The sequence below is a fragment of the Variovorax sp. LjRoot175 genome (assembly GCF_964253805.1).
GTDB lineage: Bacteria > Pseudomonadota > Gammaproteobacteria > Burkholderiales > Burkholderiaceae_C > Variovorax.
The window spans coordinates 5,362,841-5,379,539 of the sequence record NZ_CAXURY020000001.1 but is presented as its reverse complement, the minus strand read 5'-3'; the positions used below and the strand labels follow the sequence as shown (position 1 = coordinate 5,379,539).

The following is a 16,699-nucleotide window of genomic DNA, read 5'->3' as shown; positions in this document are numbered from 1 at the left end:
CCGTGGCCTCCGTTGCCGGCCAGTAAATACCCTGCCGCGGCGCAGCGCAACCGACTTAAGTCGTAGGACGCGTGCGCAACGCGCCGCCGCGAGACAAAGGCCGCGCTTCAGCGCTCTTTCTGCACGGGCAAGTCCGCCGAGGCGGTGTCGCGCACGTACACGTCGACGCGGCGCGAAGGCGAGCCCGCGCTGCTCCAGGGCAGCGGCAGGTTGTCCTGGATCAGTTCGATCTCGTGGCTGCCGGCCGCCACCGACGGGAAGCTGTAGAAGCCCTGGGCGTCGGTGCGCGCCACGTAGCGGCGGTCGAGCACCACCGTCACGTTGGCTACGCCGCCCTCGTTCGCTTCGCGCCGGCCGTTGTTGTCCTGGTCGAAGAACACATGGCCTTCGAGCCGGCCCGCGCCGGCACCGGGTGCGCCGCCGATGGGCGCGCTGGCCAGGCCGGCCCGGTTCTCGTAGCGCAGCGCCACCATGAAGGTTCTGCTGTAAGGCGTGACGAGCACCGGCTGCAGCGTCGCCGCCGTCAGTGCCGAGACCACCGCCGGATTGAGCGACTCCTGCCCGCGCGCCGCCGTGTACTGGGCGATGAAGGACCAGCCCAGGCCGAGCGGCCAGGTCAGGCGCGCATTGGCGCTCAGGAAGCGCGAGTCGTTGCCGCCGATGCCGTTGCTGCCGCGCAGGCTCAGGTCGAGCTGGGCGCCGGCGACCAGGGGCGTGGTGCCGAGCACGCCCCAGTGGACCGTGCGCTTGCTGAGGCCGATCTCGCGCGACTCCTCGACCGCCAGCGAGGTCGAGAGGGTCTGCGTCTCGCTCACGCTCCAGGCATGGTCGACGCCGGTGCGCAGCACGCGCAGACCGGTGCCGTGCGCCGCGTCGGTGCGCCATTGCGTGTAGCCCCAGGCGGACTTGTGCTCCCAGGTCAGCTGGGCCGACTGCGCGGCGAAAGTGCCGGTGCGCGCGGCGAGGGTGGCCGAGAGTGCGTCGCGCGAGTCGAAGCGATAGCGGCCGAACAGGTTGCCGAACACCGAGCTGCGCCGCAAGCCGCTCACGCTGTCGCTCACTTCGAGGTTGGTGCCGAGCTGCCATTGGCGCGTCGAGATGTCGCCGCGCCACGAGGCGCCGCGCAGATCGCTCGGCAGCGAATCGCCGCCCCAGCGCAGCGAGGGCTCGAAATAGAACACCGAGGCGGCCTGTTGCATCAGCTCCGTGCGCCAGGCGGCATCGACCCAAGCGCCGGTGGCCGAATCGCGCGGGGCGAACGAGGACGCGTCCGAAGGCCGGCCGGAACTTTGCGCCAGGTTGGCCTGGACGCGCAGGCCGCCCACCTTGTCGGCGACGCCGCCGAAGCCGGTTCCCAGCGAATCGGCCCAGGGCGCCAGGCCCTGCCAGGACACGGCGGTCCAGAGCGAGCGCGTGTTCTGGGCGAAGCCGGGCACGCCGTTGGCGTTGAAGTCGCGCGTCTCGATCAGCTGGGCGGCTGCATCGGTGCGGCCCAGCGCGAGCGGGCCGTCGCCGCCGGTCAGCTGCGTCTGGGCGCCGGCGCTCGCGGCCGTGCCCTGGTTGGCCGAGAAACCCTGGAAGGAGAGCCCGTCGAAAAAGCCGAGCCGGCCGGCCGAGGCATTGAAGGTGGTCCTGCCCGGCTGCTCCAGGCTGGCGGCAACGCCCTCGATCGGCAGGCTGGGCAGGTAGACGCGGCCGACGCCGCGCGCCAGTGGCGTCGCCGCCATGTTGATGTTGCCGACGCTGTTGTTGCCGAACCAGCCGCCGTCGAAAGGCATGCCGCGCTGGTCGATGCGCCAGGTGCTGCCGGTGCGGTAGCTGTAGGGCACCACGCTATACGGCATGCCGGTGGTGCCCACCAGGCCGAGGCCGTTCACCGGCGCGGCGTCGCGGTTGAGGTTCGCATTGGCCGAAAAGGTGCCGTAGTCGGGCGTGTCGAGGTAGCCGGAGAACAACAGCGACTGGCTGCGCTGGCGCACGATGCCGCTCTGCTGGGTCGACTGGCCTTCGATGCTCCAGCCGCGCGGCCAGCCCGTGTCGCGGACCTGGGGCTCATCGGCCGGCTCGGCCTGCGGGCTGTCGTCCAGCACGCGGTCGGCATAGCCGGCCGCCTCGGGCTGCACCACCGTGGCAGCGGGCGCAGCCTGTGCCCATGCCGGCGCGCCGGCCAGCGCGTGGCCCGCGCCGCACAGTCCGAGGGCGCTGCATCGGAGCCAGCGTCTCATGGGGCGAAGCGTTGATGGATCGGCATCGAGCCGTTCTTGCCCCACTCCAGCTTGCCGGTGATCGTGATCGGGAAGCGCACGGCGACGGCCGTTTCGGTGTCGCCGGGCTTGTTGGCCACGAGCGCGATGTCGCGTGTCTCGCCGGCCATGATGGGGGTGGTGCTGGCCTGCAGCTCCAAGGCCGTGCCGCTTGCATCGGTGCCGGAGAGGAAGCCGGCCAGCCGGCCGTGCGCGGTGCCGGTGTTGCGGATCTTGAGCATCGGCGTGGCTTGGCCGTCGACCGTCTGGACCGAGCTGCCTGCGAGCTCCAGCACCGGCGCCACGTCACCCACGGCGACATAGACGATGACGCCGATGCGCGCCCCCAGTGCAACCGGAACGCCCGGTGCCGCCGCGGGCTGCTGGCCTTCGATCATCACCGCGAAGCGGCATTCCGTCGGCGGCGTGCCGGCCGGCGGCGTCACTTCGAAGCGGAAGCGGTAGGGGCGTCCGGGCGTGATGCTGAGTTCGCGGCGCTCGATCGCGACCCAGGGCCGGCAGCTGCCCGACAGCAGCTCGTCGCTGAAGTCGACCGAGGCGTCGGGCCTGAAGGTCCAGTCGGTGGTCTTGAGCTTGTAGGCGCCGGCGCGCGTGTCGCGGTGCGTGAGCTCGATCACCTCGCGCACCCGTTCGCCGGGCTTCGCCGACAGTTCGAAACGCGGCGGCGATACGGCGAGCGAAAACTGTGCCTGCACCGGCGCGCCGGTCGTCAGGGCGGCAATGCCGGTCGCAAGCAGAAAGGCCGCGCAGTGCACGCGGCGGAAAAGTGCGGCACGGCGCGTCACGGCGATACCTCGATCTCAAAGAAGAATTGCAGGGATTGCGCGCGCTCCACCCTCCGCCCATCGGCGGTGAGATCGAGCACGATGCTTTCCTGCAGAAAAGCGTCGCGTACCACGCCTTCGAACACCAGCGTGCGGCTGCCGCCGCGGACCGTGCCCGGAAGCAGCCGGCCCTGCGTGCGCCACGTGGCGATCAGCTGCTCGCCCTCGGTTGGTGCCAGCGACATGTAGATGCGCGCCGGCCGGTTGAGCCAGGGCGACAGGTTGAGCCGCAGCGCCACGGCCACGCGGCCTTCGATCGTGTGGTCGCCCGCGCGGCCGGGTGCCAGCTGGCGCCAGCGCATCGGTGTGACCGGCTGGCTCGCGTAGGTGCCCGTGTCGTCGACCCGAAAGGTCGCGGCGCCGGCCGTCGGCGGCGTGGCCAGGGCCAGCAGGCCGGCCAGCATGGCAAGCGAAGCGCGGGCCTTCATGGCGCGGTGAGCGTGTAGGTCGCTCTGCCGGTGAAGGTGCCGGCGGGGACCAGCTGGGTGTTGAGATAGCGGAAGGCCAGGCAGCTTTCGAACCAGGTGTTGCGGGTGACCGACAGCAAGGTCTGGGTGCCGCCCGCAAAGGTGGCGCTGGGGATCGTTGTTCCCGTGTCGCCGTTGCCCGAAGAGGTCCACGCGATGCTATTGAAGGGGATCGTGTTGCCGCCATCGGTCAGGCTCGCCGGCGTGGTGACGGACAGGGTCGCCGCGCCGGCGTTGCTCGAACCCGGCATGCGATAGAAGCCGCCCACGTACACCTGCCCCGTGGTGGCCGGTGAATTGCAGAACGCGAAGCCGTCCCATGGACTGATCGTGACGGTGCTGTCGGTCGTCATGGCCTGGGCCGTGCCCGAGCCCAGTTGGCCCGCCGGAACGGTGACCGACACGGAGTTGACGGTCGTGTTGTTGCCGGGCGTGCCGCCGGTTCTGAAATTGCCGCCCGACATGGTGCCGGCGCCCACCTGAAGAAAAAGCGCGCGGGTGCCGGGTGTGATGCCGATCGTGAAGCCGTGTGCCGCAGGCAGCCAGACGCCGCCCAGCACGGCAAGCGCCAGCGCGGCGCGCCGGGCGCGGGAAGGTGGTGACAACCAAGGTTCCATGCGGCTTTTTCCTAGACGGCGAAGGCAGGACGGGCCTGCCTTCGTTCATCGCGTCTCGAAAGCCGCGCGTCCCGGACAGTCGTGCTGGCGATCAGGGCGCGGTCGCGGTGTAGGTCACGCGGCCGTTGTTGCCCAGGGTGTCGCCGTAGGTGCCGGCCGGCAGCGTGGCCGTGTTGGCATAGGCGAAGGTCCAGCTGCCTTCGCGGCGCACGAGGCCGGCCGAGGCGGCCAGCGTGGTGGCCGTCGCCGACGCGCCGCCGCCGGCTGCGTCGTTGAACGGCGGGTGGGCGATGGCCGCGTTGGTGTAGCCGGTGGTGGTCGTTGCCAGTGCACCTGCGGTCACGACGATGTCGGCCCACGGCACGGTCGGGTTGCCGGCGACGCCGCTGCTCAGTTGGCCGGTGGTCGCGTTGGTCAGGCTGACGGTGCCGCTGTTGCCGAGCACACGCACCGTGACGCCGCCGCCGGCCAGGTCGCCGCCGGTGCCGGCCACGGCAGTGCCGTTGCCGATGGCGCCCGCCGGAACGTCGAAGGTGACGCTGTCCACGGTCGCGTTGTTGGCGAGATTGGTGCCGGTACCGACTTGCAGGAAGAGCACCTTCGGAACGACGACCTTGAAGTCGAGCTTCGCGGCGGCGCTCTGGGCGCCCGAGCCGGTGACGAAGTTCGATTCGGCTTGCGCGGCCAGGGGAGCGATGGCGGCAAGCGCGGTGACCAGAATAAGTTTTTTCATGAGCGGTGGAGTAAGTGGTTGGTTTCGGTGCCGGGTGAAATGTAGGCGATGGCCTACAAGTTCGGGCGCTATTTAGTTCTCATAAATAACGAGAAGAGAACTTTCGTTAAATAGTTACGATGTAGTACTTTGGGATCTGTCGTGCCTTTGCGACGCACCGTGCAGCATTCCATCTGCGGAGCCGGGCATTTCTTTCGGATGGCTCGCCGCGGCGGGGTCTTGTAAAGTTGTCGATTCGCCTGAGGCGACGTCTTTTTTCTTCGTTCTTCTCGTGCCATGACCCTTTCCAAGACCAAACTCCCGTTCCAGGCCGAAGTCGCGCAACTGCTGCACCTGGTCACGCATTCGCTCTACTCCAACAAGGAAATCTTCCTGAGGGAGCTGATCTCGAACGCGTCGGATGCCTGCGACAAGCTGCGTTTCGAAGCCATCGACCAGTCGGCCCTGTATGAAGACCAGCCCACGCTGGAGGTGCGCGTTTCCTTCGACAAGGAAGCCAAGACGATCACGATCGCCGACAACGGCATCGGCCTCTCGCAGCAGGAGGCCATCGACCACCTGGGCACCATCGCCAAGAGCGGCACCCGGGAGTTCATGAGCAAGCTCTCGGGCGACCAGAAGGCTGATGCCCAGCTCATCGGGCAGTTCGGCGTGGGCTTCTACTCGGGCTTCATCGTGGCCGACAAGATCACGGTCGAGTCGCGCCGCGCGGGCCTGCCCGCCGAGGAAGGCGTGCGCTGGGTCAGCGCAGGCGCTGGCGATTTCGAAGTCGACACCATCGCGCGAGCGCAGCGCGGCACCAGCGTGACGCTGCATCTGCGCGAGGATGCCGAGGAATACCTGAACCTGTGGAAGCTCAAGTCCATCATCTCCAAGTACTCCGATCACATCTCGCTGCCCATCCTGATGGAGAAGGAGGAGTGGAAAGAGGGTGAGGAGAACAAGGGCGGCCAGATGGTCAAGACCGGCGAATGGGAGCCGGTCAACCAGGCCAATGCGCTGTGGAGCCGGCCGAAGAAGGACATCAGCGAAGAGCAGTACGTCGAGTTCTACAAGAACATCAGCCACGACTTCGAGCCGCCGCTCGCCTGGAGCCACAGCCGCGTCGAGGGCACGACCGAGTACACGCAGCTGCTCTACATCCCGTCCAAGGCGCCGATGGACCTGTGGAACCGCGAGAAGAGCGCGGGCGTCAAGCTCTACGTCAAGCGCGTCTTCATCATGGACGACGCCGAGGCGCTGCTGCCGAGCTACCTGCGCTTCGTCAAGGGCGTGATCGATTCGGCCGACCTGCCGCTCAACGTGAGCCGCGAACTGCTGCAGGAAAGCCGCGACGTGAAGGCGATCCGCGAAGGCAGCACCAAGCGCGTGCTCGGCATGCTGGAGGACCTGGCGAAAAAGCAGAAGGCGGCCGGCCAGAGCCACGAGGGCAAGCTCGATGTCGGCTCCGGCGAGAGCGTGCCGGCGCCCGAGCCGGGCGAGGGTGTGACCGATGCGGTCGACAAGAAGGACGCGGACACCACGCTGGCCGCCGAAGCCGCGGCCGAGTACAGCGACGAATCGGGCAAGTACGCCAAGTTCTACGCCGAGTTCGGCGCCGTGCTCAAGGAAGGCCTGGGCGAAGACTTCGGCAACCGCGAGCGCATCGCCAAGCTGCTGCGCTTCGCATCGAGCACCAGCGACACCGTGAGCGTCAGCTTCGCGGACTACAAGTCGCGCATGAAGGAAGGCCAGGAAGCGATCTACTACATCACGGCCGACACCCCGGCCGCGGCCAAGAACAGCCCGCAGCTCGAGATCTTCAAGAAGAAGGGCATCGAGGTGCTGTTGATGACCGACCGCGTCGACGAATGGGCGCTCAACTACCTGACCGAGTTCGATGGCACGCCGCTGCAGAGCGTGGCCAAGGGCGCGGTCGACCTCGGCAAGCTGCAGGACGAAGCCGAGAAGAAGGCCGCGGAAGAGGCGGCCGAATCCTTCAAGCCGATGCTGGAGCGGCTCAAGCTGACCCTCAAGGACAAGGCCGAAGACGTGCGCGTGACCACGCGCCTGGTCGATTCGCCGGCCTGCCTGGTGGTGCAGGACGGCGGCATGAGCACCCAGCTCGCGCGCATGCTCAAGCAGGCCGGCCAGCCGGCGCCGGAGCTCAAGCCGGTGCTGGAAGTGAATGCCGAGCACCCGCTGGTCAAGAAGCTCGATGGCTCCGAGCACTTCGAGGACCTGGCCAACATCCTGTTCGACCAGGCGCTCCTGGCCGAGGGCGGCTTGCCGGCCGACCCGGCCGCGTACGTGCGGCGCGTCAACGCTTTGCTGGTGTGACATGAGCCCCGCCCGGCCGCCCGAAGGGGCTCGCACGCAGTGCGGAGCACGCAGGTGATCCAATGACTTTGGCCGAGTCCTCGCAAGCGCCCGACCTGTCGGGCTTCGACTTGCGCAGCCTCGGCCCGGCCTTCTACGAGAACCCCTATCCCTGGTACGCCGCGCTGCGCGAATCGACGCCGGTGCGGCGCATGCCCGACGGTTCGCTGCTGCTGACGCGGCATGCCGACTGCGTGGCGGTCTACAAGGACACGCACACCTTCAGCTCCGACAAGCGCGCCGAGTACGCGCCCAAGTACGGCGCCGGCAGTCCGCTCTACGCGCATCACACGACCAGCCTGGTGTTCAACGACCCGCCGCTGCACACGCGCGTGCGCCGGCTGATCGCCGGTGCGTTGACGCCCAAGGCCATCGAGTCGCTGGAGGATGGGCTCGTGCACCTGGTGAACGGCCTGCTCGACCGCATGGAAGAGCGGCAGCGCGCCGGCGGCGAGGTCGACCTGATCGAGGACTTCGCGGCCGCGATTCCGGTGGAGATCATCGGCAACCTGCTGGGCGTGCCGCGCGACGAGCGCGAGCCGCTGCGCAACTGGTCGCTCGCGATCCTCGGCGCGCTGGAGCCGCGGCTGACCGAGGCGCAGATGGAAGCCGGCAACAGTGCCGTGACCGAGATGGTGGCCTATCTGCGCACGCTGGTGGCCGAGCGGCGGCGCCATCCCGGCGATCCGGCGCACGACGTGCTCACGCGGTTGATCCAGGGCGAGGAGGCTCCTTCGACAGGCTCAGGACAGGACAAGTTGAGCGAGAACGAGCTCTACCAGAACTGCATCTTCATCCTCAACGCCGGCCACGAGACCACGACCAACCTGATCGGCAACGGCCTGGTCGCGCTGCTCGAATGGCCCGAGGAGAAGCATCGTCTGCTGGATGACCCCTCGCTCATCCGAAGCGCGATCGAAGAATTCCTGCGCTTCGAGAGCTCCAACCAGCTGGGCAATCGCATCACGACCGTCGCCGCCAAGGTCGGCGGCATCGAGGTGCCGGCCGGCACGCAGATCACGCTCGCCATCGGCGCGGCGAACCGCGATCCGGCGGTGTTCGATGCGCCCGATCGGCTCGACATCACGCGCTCGCCGAACCGGCATCTGGCCTTCGGCTCGGGCACGCACCAGTGCGTGGGCATGAACCTCGCGCGGCTCGAGGGCCGGGTCGCGATCGCGGCCTTCTTGGCGCGCTTTCCCGACTACGGGCTCTGCGGGCCGGTGGTGCGTGGCGGCCGTGCGCGCTTTCGCGGCTACCTGCATGTGCCGCTGAGCCTGGGGCTGCCGATCGAGTCCTGATCGCGTCGGCGCGCTTTCAGGCGTACAGCGGCTCCTCCGCCATCGCCTCGCACTGGTCCTGCAGCATCTGGATCTGCTCCTTCCAGTAATCGCTCGAGCCGAACCAGGGGAAGTTGATCGGGAAGATCGGGTCGCGCCAGCGCCGTGCGAGCCAGGCGCTGTAGTGGATCTGGCGCAGCGTGCGCAGCGGCTCGATCAGCGCCAGCTCGCGGCGGTCGAACTCGCGGAACTGCTCGTAGCCCTCGAGCAGGCCGCTCAGCTGCGCGGTGCGCTGCGGGCGCTCGCCCGACAGCAGCATCCACAAGTCCTGCACCGCGAAGCCGGTGCGCGCGTCGTCGAGGTCGACGAAGTGCGGGCCGCCGTCGGGTCGGTCGGTCGGGGTCCAGAGGATGTTGCCGGGGTGCACGTCGCCATGCAGGCGGAGCCTCTTCAGGTCGGTATCGGCGGCCGTTCCCAGCGCGGTGCCCTCGATCATCTCGAAGGCGGTGTTGCAGGCCTTCTCCCAGTCGCGCTGCACGTCGAGCGGGATCATCTCGTGGCCCAGCAGCCAGTCGCGCGAGGCGATGCCGAAGCTCTGCAGGTCCAGCGCCGGCCGCACTTCGAAGGGCCGCGCGGCGCCGACCGTGTGGATGCGCGCCAGGAAGCGGCCCACCCATTCGAGCACCTCGAAGTCGTCGAGCTCGGGCCCGCGCCCGCCGCGGTAGGGGCTGACGCTGAAGGCGAAGCCGCCGTGGTGGTGCAGCGTGGCGCCCTGCAACTCGAGCGGCGCGACGGCCGGCACCTCGGCGGCCGTGAGCTCGGTGGAGAAGGCGTGCTCTTCGGCGATCTGTTCATCGCTCCAGCGGCCGGGCCGGTAGAACTTGACCACCACCGCGCTGCGGTCCTCCAGGTACACCTGGTAGACGCGGTTCTCGTAGGAGTTCAGCGCCATGAGCCGGCCGTCGCCGTGCAGGTCGAGCCCGGCGAGCGCGTCCAGCACCACGTCGGGCGTGAGGCTTTCGTAGGGATGGGCGCTGGCTTTCTCGGCGGATGAGGTCATCCGCCCATTGTCGCTAGCTCGAAGCCCTGGAAAGCGACAAGATGTGCCCGGTGCGCGGATCGCCGCGGCCCGACAGCACCTGCGCGTAAGCGGCCTGCACCGCTTCGGGCCCCTCGTGGTGCTGGGCGACGAGCCACGGCGTGGCGGGCCGGGTCACCTGCGCGATGAAATTGCGCCAGGCCTCGACCATCCGCCGTCCGAATTCGTCGCCGCCCCATTCCCCGGTGCGCTTCTTGATCTGGGCCGGCGCGAAGAACAGCGTCGCGCGCACGCCGGGCAGGTCCTTGCCGCTGCCGCTCGCGGCCAGCTGCTCGACGTGCGTGCCGCCGATCGAGCAGCTGTACTTCAACTGGGTAAAGCGCGTGTGGATGGCGCGCCGCAGTTCGCCGTTGCCCGCGAAGTCCACGTAGACGCAGGGCGCGTCGGCCGCGACCTGGTCGAGCTCCTCGTAGGCCAGCACGCGGTGGTAGCAGCCCAGGCTTTCGCAGAAAGCCTTGTTGGCAGAGGAGGTGAGGCCGATCACCTCGATGCCGGGGCGCTGATGCATCTGGAAGGCGGTGCCGTAGGCCGTCTTGCTCGACGCGCTCGAAAGCAGGGCGACGCCCGGCCTGGCGCCGAAGAAATCGTTGTCCTCGAAGAAGTCGTCGATCAGCCAGGAGGTGATGAACAGCGGCCGCAACAGGGCCTGCAGGTCTTCCGTGTCGGCGCTGTAGAGCGGGTCGCTCGCCGATCGGAAGTACTGGTTGTAGACGGCCGGCAGCGCCGCGCGGTGCGGCGCGCCGTCGGTGAAGCGGGCGGCAGACAGTCGCTCGGGGGTCAGCACCACGCTCGATGCCATCGGCACATAGCCGTAGAGCCGCTCGCCCACCGCGACACCCGGGTGCAGCGACTGCACCACCGAGCCGAAACCCCAGACCGGGATCGAGCCCCAGCCCTCTTCACCGGTCGGGAAGAACTGCCAGTAGTTCATCGACTCGCCGAAGGCGGCGTAGGTGATGTTGTTGGAGGTGAGGGCGAAGCTGTCGATGCGCACCCGGACCTGGCCGTCGGCCAGGGGCGCGTCGTCGTCGGCGCGCACGCGAGTGGCAGAGAGATCGTCCTTGCGGATCAGGAGGGTGGTGGTGTTCATGGAAACCACCTTAGCGCAGGCGCATGACGCCTGTCATGTCTAAAGCTGCGGCCGGCGTCACCTGCGTGACGCCGGCCGCAGTTCCGACGGGAGCGATCAGACGATCGAGAGTTCGACGTCGATGTTGCCGCGCGTGGCGTTCGAGTACGGGCACACCTGGTGGGCGGTGTCCACCAGGAGCTTCTTCTGCGCGTCGTCGAGGCCCGGCAGCGTGATCGCCAGCTTGACCGCGATGCCATAGGCCTTGCCCTCGTTGATCGGGCCGAGTGAAACGCTGGCATCCACCGCCACGTCTTCCGGCACCTTGACGTTGATCTTGGGCGCCACGGCCTTCATTGCGCCGATGAAGCAGGCCGAGTAGCCGACCGCGAACAACTGCTCGGGGTTGGTGCCGGGCTTGCCGGAGCCGGGCGGATTCAGTTTGACGTCGAGCGCGTCATCGCTGGACTTGCCGGCGCCGCCGTCGCGGCCGCCGGTGGTGTGGGACTGGGCGGTGTACAGGACTTTGTCGAGCTTCGTGGCCATGGTGATTCCTTCAGGTTGGTTGGGGGGAGAAAAAATGCTTCGGTGGGCCGAAGCGGGGGGAAAACCTATGCGGCGGCCTTGACGCGATCCCTCAGTTGCTGGATCTGCTGCGTGAGCGCCACCAGCTCCTCGACCGAGCACTGGGAGGCGGCCATCAGGCAGGCCGGAACGCTCGCCGCACGCGCCTTGAGCTTGCGGCCGGCGGCCGTGAGGCTCACGTGCACGCGCCGCTCGTCGGCCACGTCGCGGATGCGCGCCACCAGGCCGTTGGCTTCGAGGCGCTTCAGGAGGGGCGTCAGCGTGCCCGAATCGAGCGAGAGCCGCTCGCCCAGCTCCGACACCATGAGACCGTCACGCTCCCACAACACCAGCATCACAAGATACTGGGGATAGGTGAGCTTGAGCTTGTCGAGCAGCGGCTTGTACAGCTTGGTCATCGCCAGCGAGGCGGAATAGACCGCAAAGCAGAGCTGGTTGTCGAGCCGCAGCATGTCGTCGGCGGAGGGCGTGGAAGGCATGGGCTGAATTGTAGCTGTCAATTGAATTGTGTGCAATTCAAATGGTAAGCGCATGTTGCCGGAAAAGGCGGCGTCCTACGCCGCCGTGCTCAGCGCCCGCTGAAACGCGCCGGCCGCCGCTCGACGAAGGAGCGCACGCCCTCGGCCGCGTCCTCGCTGTTGGCGAGCCGTTGCTGGACCGGAATGAAATCCGCCACCGCCGCGAGCGGCCCCTGTTCGATCGCCTTCATCACGTTGAGCCGGGTCGCGACCACCGCGAGCGGTGCCTGGGCCGCGATGCGTTGGGCGATGTGCAGCGCATCGTCGAGCTCCTGCCCGGCCGGCACCACCTTCTGCACGAAATGCAGGCGATAGGCCTCGGCGCTGTCGAACTCGTCGGCCGTGAGCAGATGCAGCATCGCATTGCCCAGGCCGGCGCGCTCGGCCATGCGCAGGGTCGCGCCGCCGGTGGCCATGATGCCGCGCTGCACCTCCATCTGCGAGAAGCGGCAGTTGTCGGCCGCCACCACGATGTCGGCGCCCAGCATCAGCTCGATGCCGACGGTGAAGCAGATGCCCTTGACCGCGACCACCATCGGCTTGCTGCGGCGCCGGTAGCCGGGCGTGCCGAAGTCGTGCGGCTCCACCAGCCCTTCGGGAATCGCCTTCTCGCCGCGCTTCATGTACTCGGCCACGGCCGGCAGGTCGAGCCCGGCCGTGAAGTGATCGCCGAAGGCATGCAGCACGCCCACGCGCAGGGCGGGGTCGTCGTCGAGCCGCGTGTAGGCCTCGGCCAGCTCGCGGAACATGCGCGGCGTCCAGCCGTTGCGCTTGGCGGGGCGGTTGATGCCGATCAAGAGCACGTGATCGAGCACCTGGGTGTCGATGCAGCCTTCGGGTGGGGGCGTGGTGGGGATGGCGGTCATGGCGGCCTCAGTAGGTGTAGACGCCGCGACCCGTCTTGCGGCCGAGTTGGCCTGCCGCGACCATCTCCTTCAAGAGCGGGCAGGGCCGGTACTTCGAATCACCGAACTGCTCGAGGTACACCTCCATCACCGCCAGGCAGACGTCGAGCCCGATCATGTCGGCCAGCGCCAGCGGACCGATGGGCTGGTTGCAGCCCAGCTTCATGCCGGCGTCGATGTCTTCCGCGCTCGCAATGCCTTCGGCCAGCACGAAGAAGGCCTCGTTGATCATCGGCACCAGTATGCGGTTGACCACGAAGCCCGGCGCGTTCTTCACGGTGATCGGCGACTTGCCCAGCCGCTCGGCCAGCGCCTTCACCGCATCGTGCGTGGCGTCGCTGGTGAGGTAGCCGCGGATGATCTCCACCAGCGCCATCATCGGCACCGGGTTGAAGAAGTGCATGCCGATGAAGCGGTCGGGCCGCGAGGTCGCCGCCGCCAGCTGGGTGATCGAGATCGACGAGGTGTTGGACGCGATGATGACCTCGGGCGCGAGCATGGCGTCGACCTGCTTCAGGATCTTGAGCTTGAGTTCGTGGTTCTCGGTCGCGGCCTCGATCACGAGCTCTGCGCTCTTCAGGTCCTCGTAGTTCGTCGAGCCCTTGATCAGCGCCAGCGCCGCGTCCTTCTGGGCGGCCGTGAGCTTGTCCTTCTTGATCAGGCGGTCCAGGCTGCCGGCCACGGTGGCGAGACCCTTGTCGACCGCGGCTTGCGCAATGTCGACCATCACCACTTTCACGCCTGCGACCGCGCAGGCCTGCGCGATGCCGTTGCCCATCGTGCCCGCGCCGATGATGCCGACCGTCTGAATCGTCATTTCGAATGCTCCTTGAAAATCCGCCATTGTGGGTCAGCCCGTGATTTAAAGTGGTCACCATGACGACCCTCGGAACCCCTCTTTCCCCCTCTGCAACCCGCGTGATGCTGCTCGGCTCCGGCGAACTCGGCAAGGAGGTGCTGATCGCGCTCCAGCGCCTGGGCGTGGAGACCATCGCCGTCGACCGCTACGAGAACGCGCCCGGCCAGCAGGTGGCGCACCACGCGCGCACCATCACGATGAGCGACCCCGATCAGCTGAAGGCGCTGATCGAGGCCGAGAAGCCGCAGCTCGTGGTACCCGAGATCGAGGCCATCGCCACGCCCATGCTGCAGCAGCTGGAAGACGCGGGCACGGTGCGCGTGATCCCGACCGCGCGCGCGGCGCGCCTCACGATGGACCGCGAGGGCATCCGCCGCCTCGCCGCCGAAACGCTGGGCGTTCCGACCAGCCCCTACAAGTTCTGCGATTCGCTGGCCGAGCTGCAGGCGGCGATCGACGCCGGCATCGGTTATCCGTGCATCGTCAAGCCGGTGATGAGCAGCTCGGGCAAGGGCCAGAGCAAGATCGACGGCCCGGCCGACGTGCAGAAGGCCTGGGACTACGCGATGGCCGGCGGCCGCGTGAGCCACGGCCGCGTGATCGTCGAGGGTTTCATCGATTTCGACTACGAGATCACGCTCCTGACCGTGCGCGCGCTCGACGCGGCAGGCCGGGTGCAGACGCAGTTCTGCGAACCCATCGGCCACGTGCAGGTGAGCGGCGACTACGTCGAGAGCTGGCAACCGCATCCGATGGTGCCGGCCGCGCTGCAAAAAGCGCAGCAGATCGCGCAGGCGGTGACGGCCGATCTCGGCGGGCAGGGGCTCTTCGGCGTCGAGCTGTTCGTGAAGGGCGAGGAGGTCTGGTTCAGCGAAGTCAGCCCGCGGCCGCACGACACCGGCATGGTGACCATGGCGACCCAGTGGCAGAACGAGTTCGAACTGCATGCGCGCGCCATCCTGGGCCTGCCGGTGGACACCGCGCTCAAGAGCCCGGGCGCCAGCGCGGTGATCTATGGCGGCGTGGACGCGACCGGCATTGCCTTCGAAGGCGTAGCCCACGCGCTGCAGGTGCCGGGCAGCGAGGTGCGCCTGTTCGGCAAGCCCGAAAGTTTCGTCAAGCGGCGCATGGGCGTGGCGCTGGCGCATGCGGCGGATGTGGAGACGGCGCGCCGCAACGCGAAGGAAGCCGCTTCGCGCGTCAAGCCGCGCAAGGCCTGAGGTCCGGCCCTTCCAGGAGTCCGCCATGCTGCATCCCCAAGCCCAAGCCTTCATCGACCTGCTGGTGCAGCGCGGCGTGCCGCCGACCCACACGCTGACGCCGGCCGATGCGCGCAAGTTCTACCGCGAACGGCGCGCGGTCACGCAGCCGGAGCCCGGCGAAGTGGCGGAGGTGCGCGAGCTCAGCGCGCCCGGTGCGCACGGCGCGATCCCATTGCGGCTCTACCGTCCACTGGGCAGCACGGCCGGCGCCTCGGTGCCGGTGCTGGTCTACTACCACGGCGGCGGCTGGACCATCGGCGACCTCGACACCCACGACACGCTGTGCCGCGAGCTTGCCAACCTCTCGGGCTGCGCGGTGATCGCAGTCGACTACCGCATGGGCCCGGAGCATCGCTTCCCGGCCGCGGTGGACGACGTGCTCGCCGCCACCTACTGGGTGCGCAAGGAAGCGGATTCGCTCGGCGTGGACGCGAATCGCCTCGCGGTCGGCGGCGACAGCGCCGGGGGCAACCTCGCGGCGGTGGTGGCGATCGCGGCGCGCGATGCGGGCGATCTGCCCATCGCCTTCCAGTTGCTGATCTACCCGGCAACCGACATGCGCTGCGTGCACCCTTCGCACACCAGCAACGGTCAGGGCTATGTGCTGACCAGCGACACGATCAAGTATTTCCACGACCACTACATCACCGACCCGCAGCACGACCTCGACTGGCGCGCCTCGCCGCTCTTGCACCCCGACCTGTCGCGCCTGCCGCCGGCGCTGGTGCTCACCGCCGGCTACGACCCGCTGCGCGACGAGGGGCTGGACTACGCGCGGGCGCTGACTGCGGCCGGCAACCGCGCGGTCTACGTCTGCTTCGAGCGCCAGATCCATGGCTTCATCACCATGGGCCGGCTGCTCGACGAGGCGAACGCGGCGGTGGCGCTGTGCGCCGGCGAACTGCGGCGGGCGCTGGCAGCATGACCAGGAACCGTTCGGACTGAGCTTGTCGAAGTCAAGGCGCATGTAGGGAAAGTCCCCGCACCTCGACATCGCCGCGCCGCTGCGGCGCCGCTACGATCCTGCGAGCGCGACGCGAGCGCAGGAGACATTCATCTTGGGCACCAGGACGGACACCGACCGCAGCGGCAACGGCAGCAGGGGCGAGCGCCTCATGTGGCTGACCCGCGAGCGCGTTTTCTACGCCGGCCTGCTGGGCGCGGCGGCCGAGCGCAGCCTGGGAGGCCATGGCGTCTACGTGTCGCCGACGGGACAGCCGATGCGCATCCGCATCGGCGGCGGCGCCTGGCAAAGCGGCGAGCTGCTGGTGGTGCCGCCGCAGGTGCCGCACCAGGTCGTGAGCGAAGAGCCGCTGATCCTCAACCTGCTGATCGAATCGGAGTCGGTCGATCCAGCGCAGCTGCCAGACTTTCTGCAGCACTGCGGCGCGGTCGAGGCGCCGGACTTCGTCCAGCGCGTTCGCGCGGCCCACGCGCAACTGCTTGCCGCCGCCGGCCGCGACAGCTTCGACGCCCTTGACTTCGACACGCTGTTCTTCGGCCAGCCGCTCGTCGTGCGGCCGATCGACGCGCGCATCCGCCAGGTGGTCGAGCGCATCGTCGCCGACCCGGCGCTGCCGGCCTCGGCCGAGGAATGCGCGGCCTCGGTGCAGCTCTCGTTCTCGCGCTTCCTGCATCTGTTCAAGCAGGAGATCGGCGTGCCTTTCCGTGCCTTCCGCGCCTGGAAGCGGGCCCGCAGCCTGCTGCGCCATGTGCGGGAGTCCGCCACGCTGACCGACATCGCGCTCGACACCGGCTATCCCGATTCGACCCATTTCAGCCACTCGATCCGCCAGGTCTACGGCCTGCGTCCCAGCGACATCCTCGCCGGCTCGCGACGACTCGCCGTGTATCAATGA

General features: G+C 68.4%; 16 protein-coding genes. 5 read left to right on the top strand and 11 right to left on the bottom strand.

From position 1 onward, the window contains the following. Window positions 1-107: 107 nt before the first annotated feature. The 5 genes from ACSQ89_RS26625 to ACSQ89_RS26605 form a co-directional block, all read right to left on the bottom strand. Window positions 108-2,225, bottom strand: coding sequence for an SdrD B-like domain-containing protein (locus tag ACSQ89_RS26625; protein WP_436294025.1), 2,118 nt, complete (start codon window positions 2,223-2,225; stop codon window positions 108-110). Further along, complete coding sequence (locus tag ACSQ89_RS26620) at window positions 2,222-3,049, bottom strand: hypothetical protein (RefSeq protein WP_436294026.1); 828 nt, start codon at window positions 3,047-3,049, stop codon at window positions 2,222-2,224. The genes ACSQ89_RS26625 and ACSQ89_RS26620 overlap by 4 nt, the downstream gene beginning before the upstream one ends. After that, on the bottom strand, window positions 3,046-3,516 hold the full coding sequence (locus ACSQ89_RS26615; RefSeq protein ID WP_436294027.1) for a hypothetical protein: 471 nt from the start codon (window positions 3,514-3,516) through the stop codon (window positions 3,046-3,048). The genes ACSQ89_RS26620 and ACSQ89_RS26615 overlap by 4 nt, the downstream gene beginning before the upstream one ends. Then, the gene (locus ACSQ89_RS26610; protein WP_436294028.1) at window positions 3,513-4,160 is read right to left on the bottom strand and encodes a hypothetical protein; all 648 of its coding nucleotides are present in this window, start codon (window positions 4,158-4,160) and stop codon (window positions 3,513-3,515) included. The genes ACSQ89_RS26615 and ACSQ89_RS26610 overlap by 4 nt, the downstream gene beginning before the upstream one ends. A gap of 103 nt (window positions 4,161-4,263) precedes the next feature. Further along, complete coding sequence (locus tag ACSQ89_RS26605; RefSeq protein WP_436294029.1) at window positions 4,264-4,905, bottom strand: hypothetical protein; 642 nt, start codon at window positions 4,903-4,905, stop codon at window positions 4,264-4,266. A 276-nt stretch (window positions 4,906-5,181) separates the two neighbouring features. Between ACSQ89_RS26605 and htpG the strand changes: the two genes are divergently transcribed. Continuing rightward, window positions 5,182-7,224: a molecular chaperone HtpG gene (htpG, locus tag ACSQ89_RS26600; protein WP_093108391.1), complete on the top strand. Its 2,043-nt coding sequence runs from the start codon at window positions 5,182-5,184 to the stop codon at window positions 7,222-7,224. Between the two features lie 62 nt (window positions 7,225-7,286). Then, window positions 7,287-8,564, top strand: coding sequence for a cytochrome P450 (locus tag ACSQ89_RS26595; RefSeq protein WP_436294030.1), 1,278 nt, complete (start codon window positions 7,287-7,289; stop codon window positions 8,562-8,564). A 16-nt stretch (window positions 8,565-8,580) separates the two neighbouring features. Here the strand turns inward: ACSQ89_RS26595 and ACSQ89_RS26590 are convergent, their stop codons facing one another. The 6 genes from ACSQ89_RS26590 to ACSQ89_RS26565 form a co-directional block, all read right to left on the bottom strand. Beyond that, a complete protein-coding gene (locus tag ACSQ89_RS26590) occupies window positions 8,581-9,603 on the bottom strand; it encodes a serine/threonine protein kinase (protein WP_436294031.1) in 1,023 nt (340 codons plus the stop codon). Between the two features lie 13 nt (window positions 9,604-9,616). Continuing rightward, window positions 9,617-10,732 (bottom strand): DUF2855 family protein, encoded by a 1,116-nt coding sequence (locus ACSQ89_RS26585; protein WP_436294032.1) that lies wholly within the window; start codon window positions 10,730-10,732, stop codon window positions 9,617-9,619. A gap of 96 nt (window positions 10,733-10,828) precedes the next feature. Next, entirely contained in the window at window positions 10,829-11,257 is a 429-nt protein-coding gene (locus tag ACSQ89_RS26580) for an organic hydroperoxide resistance protein (protein ID WP_436294033.1), read from the bottom strand. A gap of 65 nt (window positions 11,258-11,322) precedes the next feature. Next, the gene (locus ACSQ89_RS26575; protein ID WP_093108396.1) at window positions 11,323-11,775 is read right to left on the bottom strand and encodes a MarR family winged helix-turn-helix transcriptional regulator; all 453 of its coding nucleotides are present in this window, start codon (window positions 11,773-11,775) and stop codon (window positions 11,323-11,325) included. Window positions 11,776-11,864: 89 nt separating this feature from the next. Then, window positions 11,865-12,680: a crotonase/enoyl-CoA hydratase family protein gene (locus tag ACSQ89_RS26570; protein ID WP_436294034.1), complete on the bottom strand. Its 816-nt coding sequence runs from the start codon at window positions 12,678-12,680 to the stop codon at window positions 11,865-11,867. Window positions 12,681-12,687: 7 nt separating this feature from the next. Then, a complete protein-coding gene (locus ACSQ89_RS26565; protein WP_436294035.1) occupies window positions 12,688-13,536 on the bottom strand; it encodes a 3-hydroxybutyryl-CoA dehydrogenase in 849 nt (282 codons plus the stop codon). Window positions 13,537-13,595: 59 nt separating this feature from the next. Between ACSQ89_RS26565 and purT the strand changes: the two genes are divergently transcribed. From purT to ACSQ89_RS26550, 3 genes are all read left to right on the top strand, one after another. Next, entirely contained in the window at window positions 13,596-14,798 is a 1,203-nt protein-coding gene (gene purT, locus ACSQ89_RS26560; protein WP_436294036.1) for a formate-dependent phosphoribosylglycinamide formyltransferase, read from the top strand. A gap of 25 nt (window positions 14,799-14,823) precedes the next feature. Beyond that, window positions 14,824-15,765 (top strand): alpha/beta hydrolase, encoded by a 942-nt coding sequence (locus ACSQ89_RS26555; RefSeq protein ID WP_436296569.1) that lies wholly within the window; start codon window positions 14,824-14,826, stop codon window positions 15,763-15,765. Between the two features lie 190 nt (window positions 15,766-15,955). Beyond that, complete coding sequence (locus tag ACSQ89_RS26550; RefSeq protein WP_436294116.1) at window positions 15,956-16,699, top strand: helix-turn-helix domain-containing protein; 744 nt, start codon at window positions 15,956-15,958, stop codon at window positions 16,697-16,699.

Coding starts and splice junctions, on each gene's coding strand:
- purT (WP_436294036.1), top strand. CDS start 13,596: ATGACGACCCTCGGAACCCCTCTTTCCCCCTCTGCAACCCGCGTGATG.
- ACSQ89_RS26605 (WP_436294029.1), bottom strand. CDS start 4,905: ATGAAAAAACTTATTCTGGTCACCGCGCTTGCCGCCATCGCTCCCCTG.
- ACSQ89_RS26570 (WP_436294034.1), bottom strand. CDS start 12,680: ATGACCGCCATCCCCACCACGCCCCCACCCGAAGGCTGCATCGACACC.
- ACSQ89_RS26555 (WP_436296569.1), top strand. CDS start 14,824: ATGCTGCATCCCCAAGCCCAAGCCTTCATCGACCTGCTGGTGCAGCGC.
- ACSQ89_RS26590 (WP_436294031.1), bottom strand. CDS start 9,603: ATGACCTCATCCGCCGAGAAAGCCAGCGCCCATCCCTACGAAAGCCTC.
- ACSQ89_RS26550 (WP_436294116.1), top strand. CDS start 15,956: ATGTGGCTGACCCGCGAGCGCGTTTTCTACGCCGGCCTGCTGGGCGCG.
- ACSQ89_RS26575 (WP_093108396.1), bottom strand. CDS start 11,775: ATGCCTTCCACGCCCTCCGCCGACGACATGCTGCGGCTCGACAACCAG.
- ACSQ89_RS26625 (WP_436294025.1), bottom strand. CDS start 2,225: ATGAGACGCTGGCTCCGATGCAGCGCCCTCGGACTGTGCGGCGCGGGC.
- ACSQ89_RS26615 (WP_436294027.1), bottom strand. CDS start 3,516: ATGAAGGCCCGCGCTTCGCTTGCCATGCTGGCCGGCCTGCTGGCCCTG.
- ACSQ89_RS26580 (WP_436294033.1), bottom strand. CDS start 11,257: ATGGCCACGAAGCTCGACAAAGTCCTGTACACCGCCCAGTCCCACACC.
- ACSQ89_RS26595 (WP_436294030.1), top strand. CDS start 7,287: ATGACTTTGGCCGAGTCCTCGCAAGCGCCCGACCTGTCGGGCTTCGAC.
- htpG (WP_093108391.1), top strand. CDS start 5,182: ATGACCCTTTCCAAGACCAAACTCCCGTTCCAGGCCGAAGTCGCGCAA.
- ACSQ89_RS26585 (WP_436294032.1), bottom strand. CDS start 10,732: ATGAACACCACCACCCTCCTGATCCGCAAGGACGATCTCTCTGCCACT.
- ACSQ89_RS26565 (WP_436294035.1), bottom strand. CDS start 13,536: ATGACGATTCAGACGGTCGGCATCATCGGCGCGGGCACGATGGGCAAC.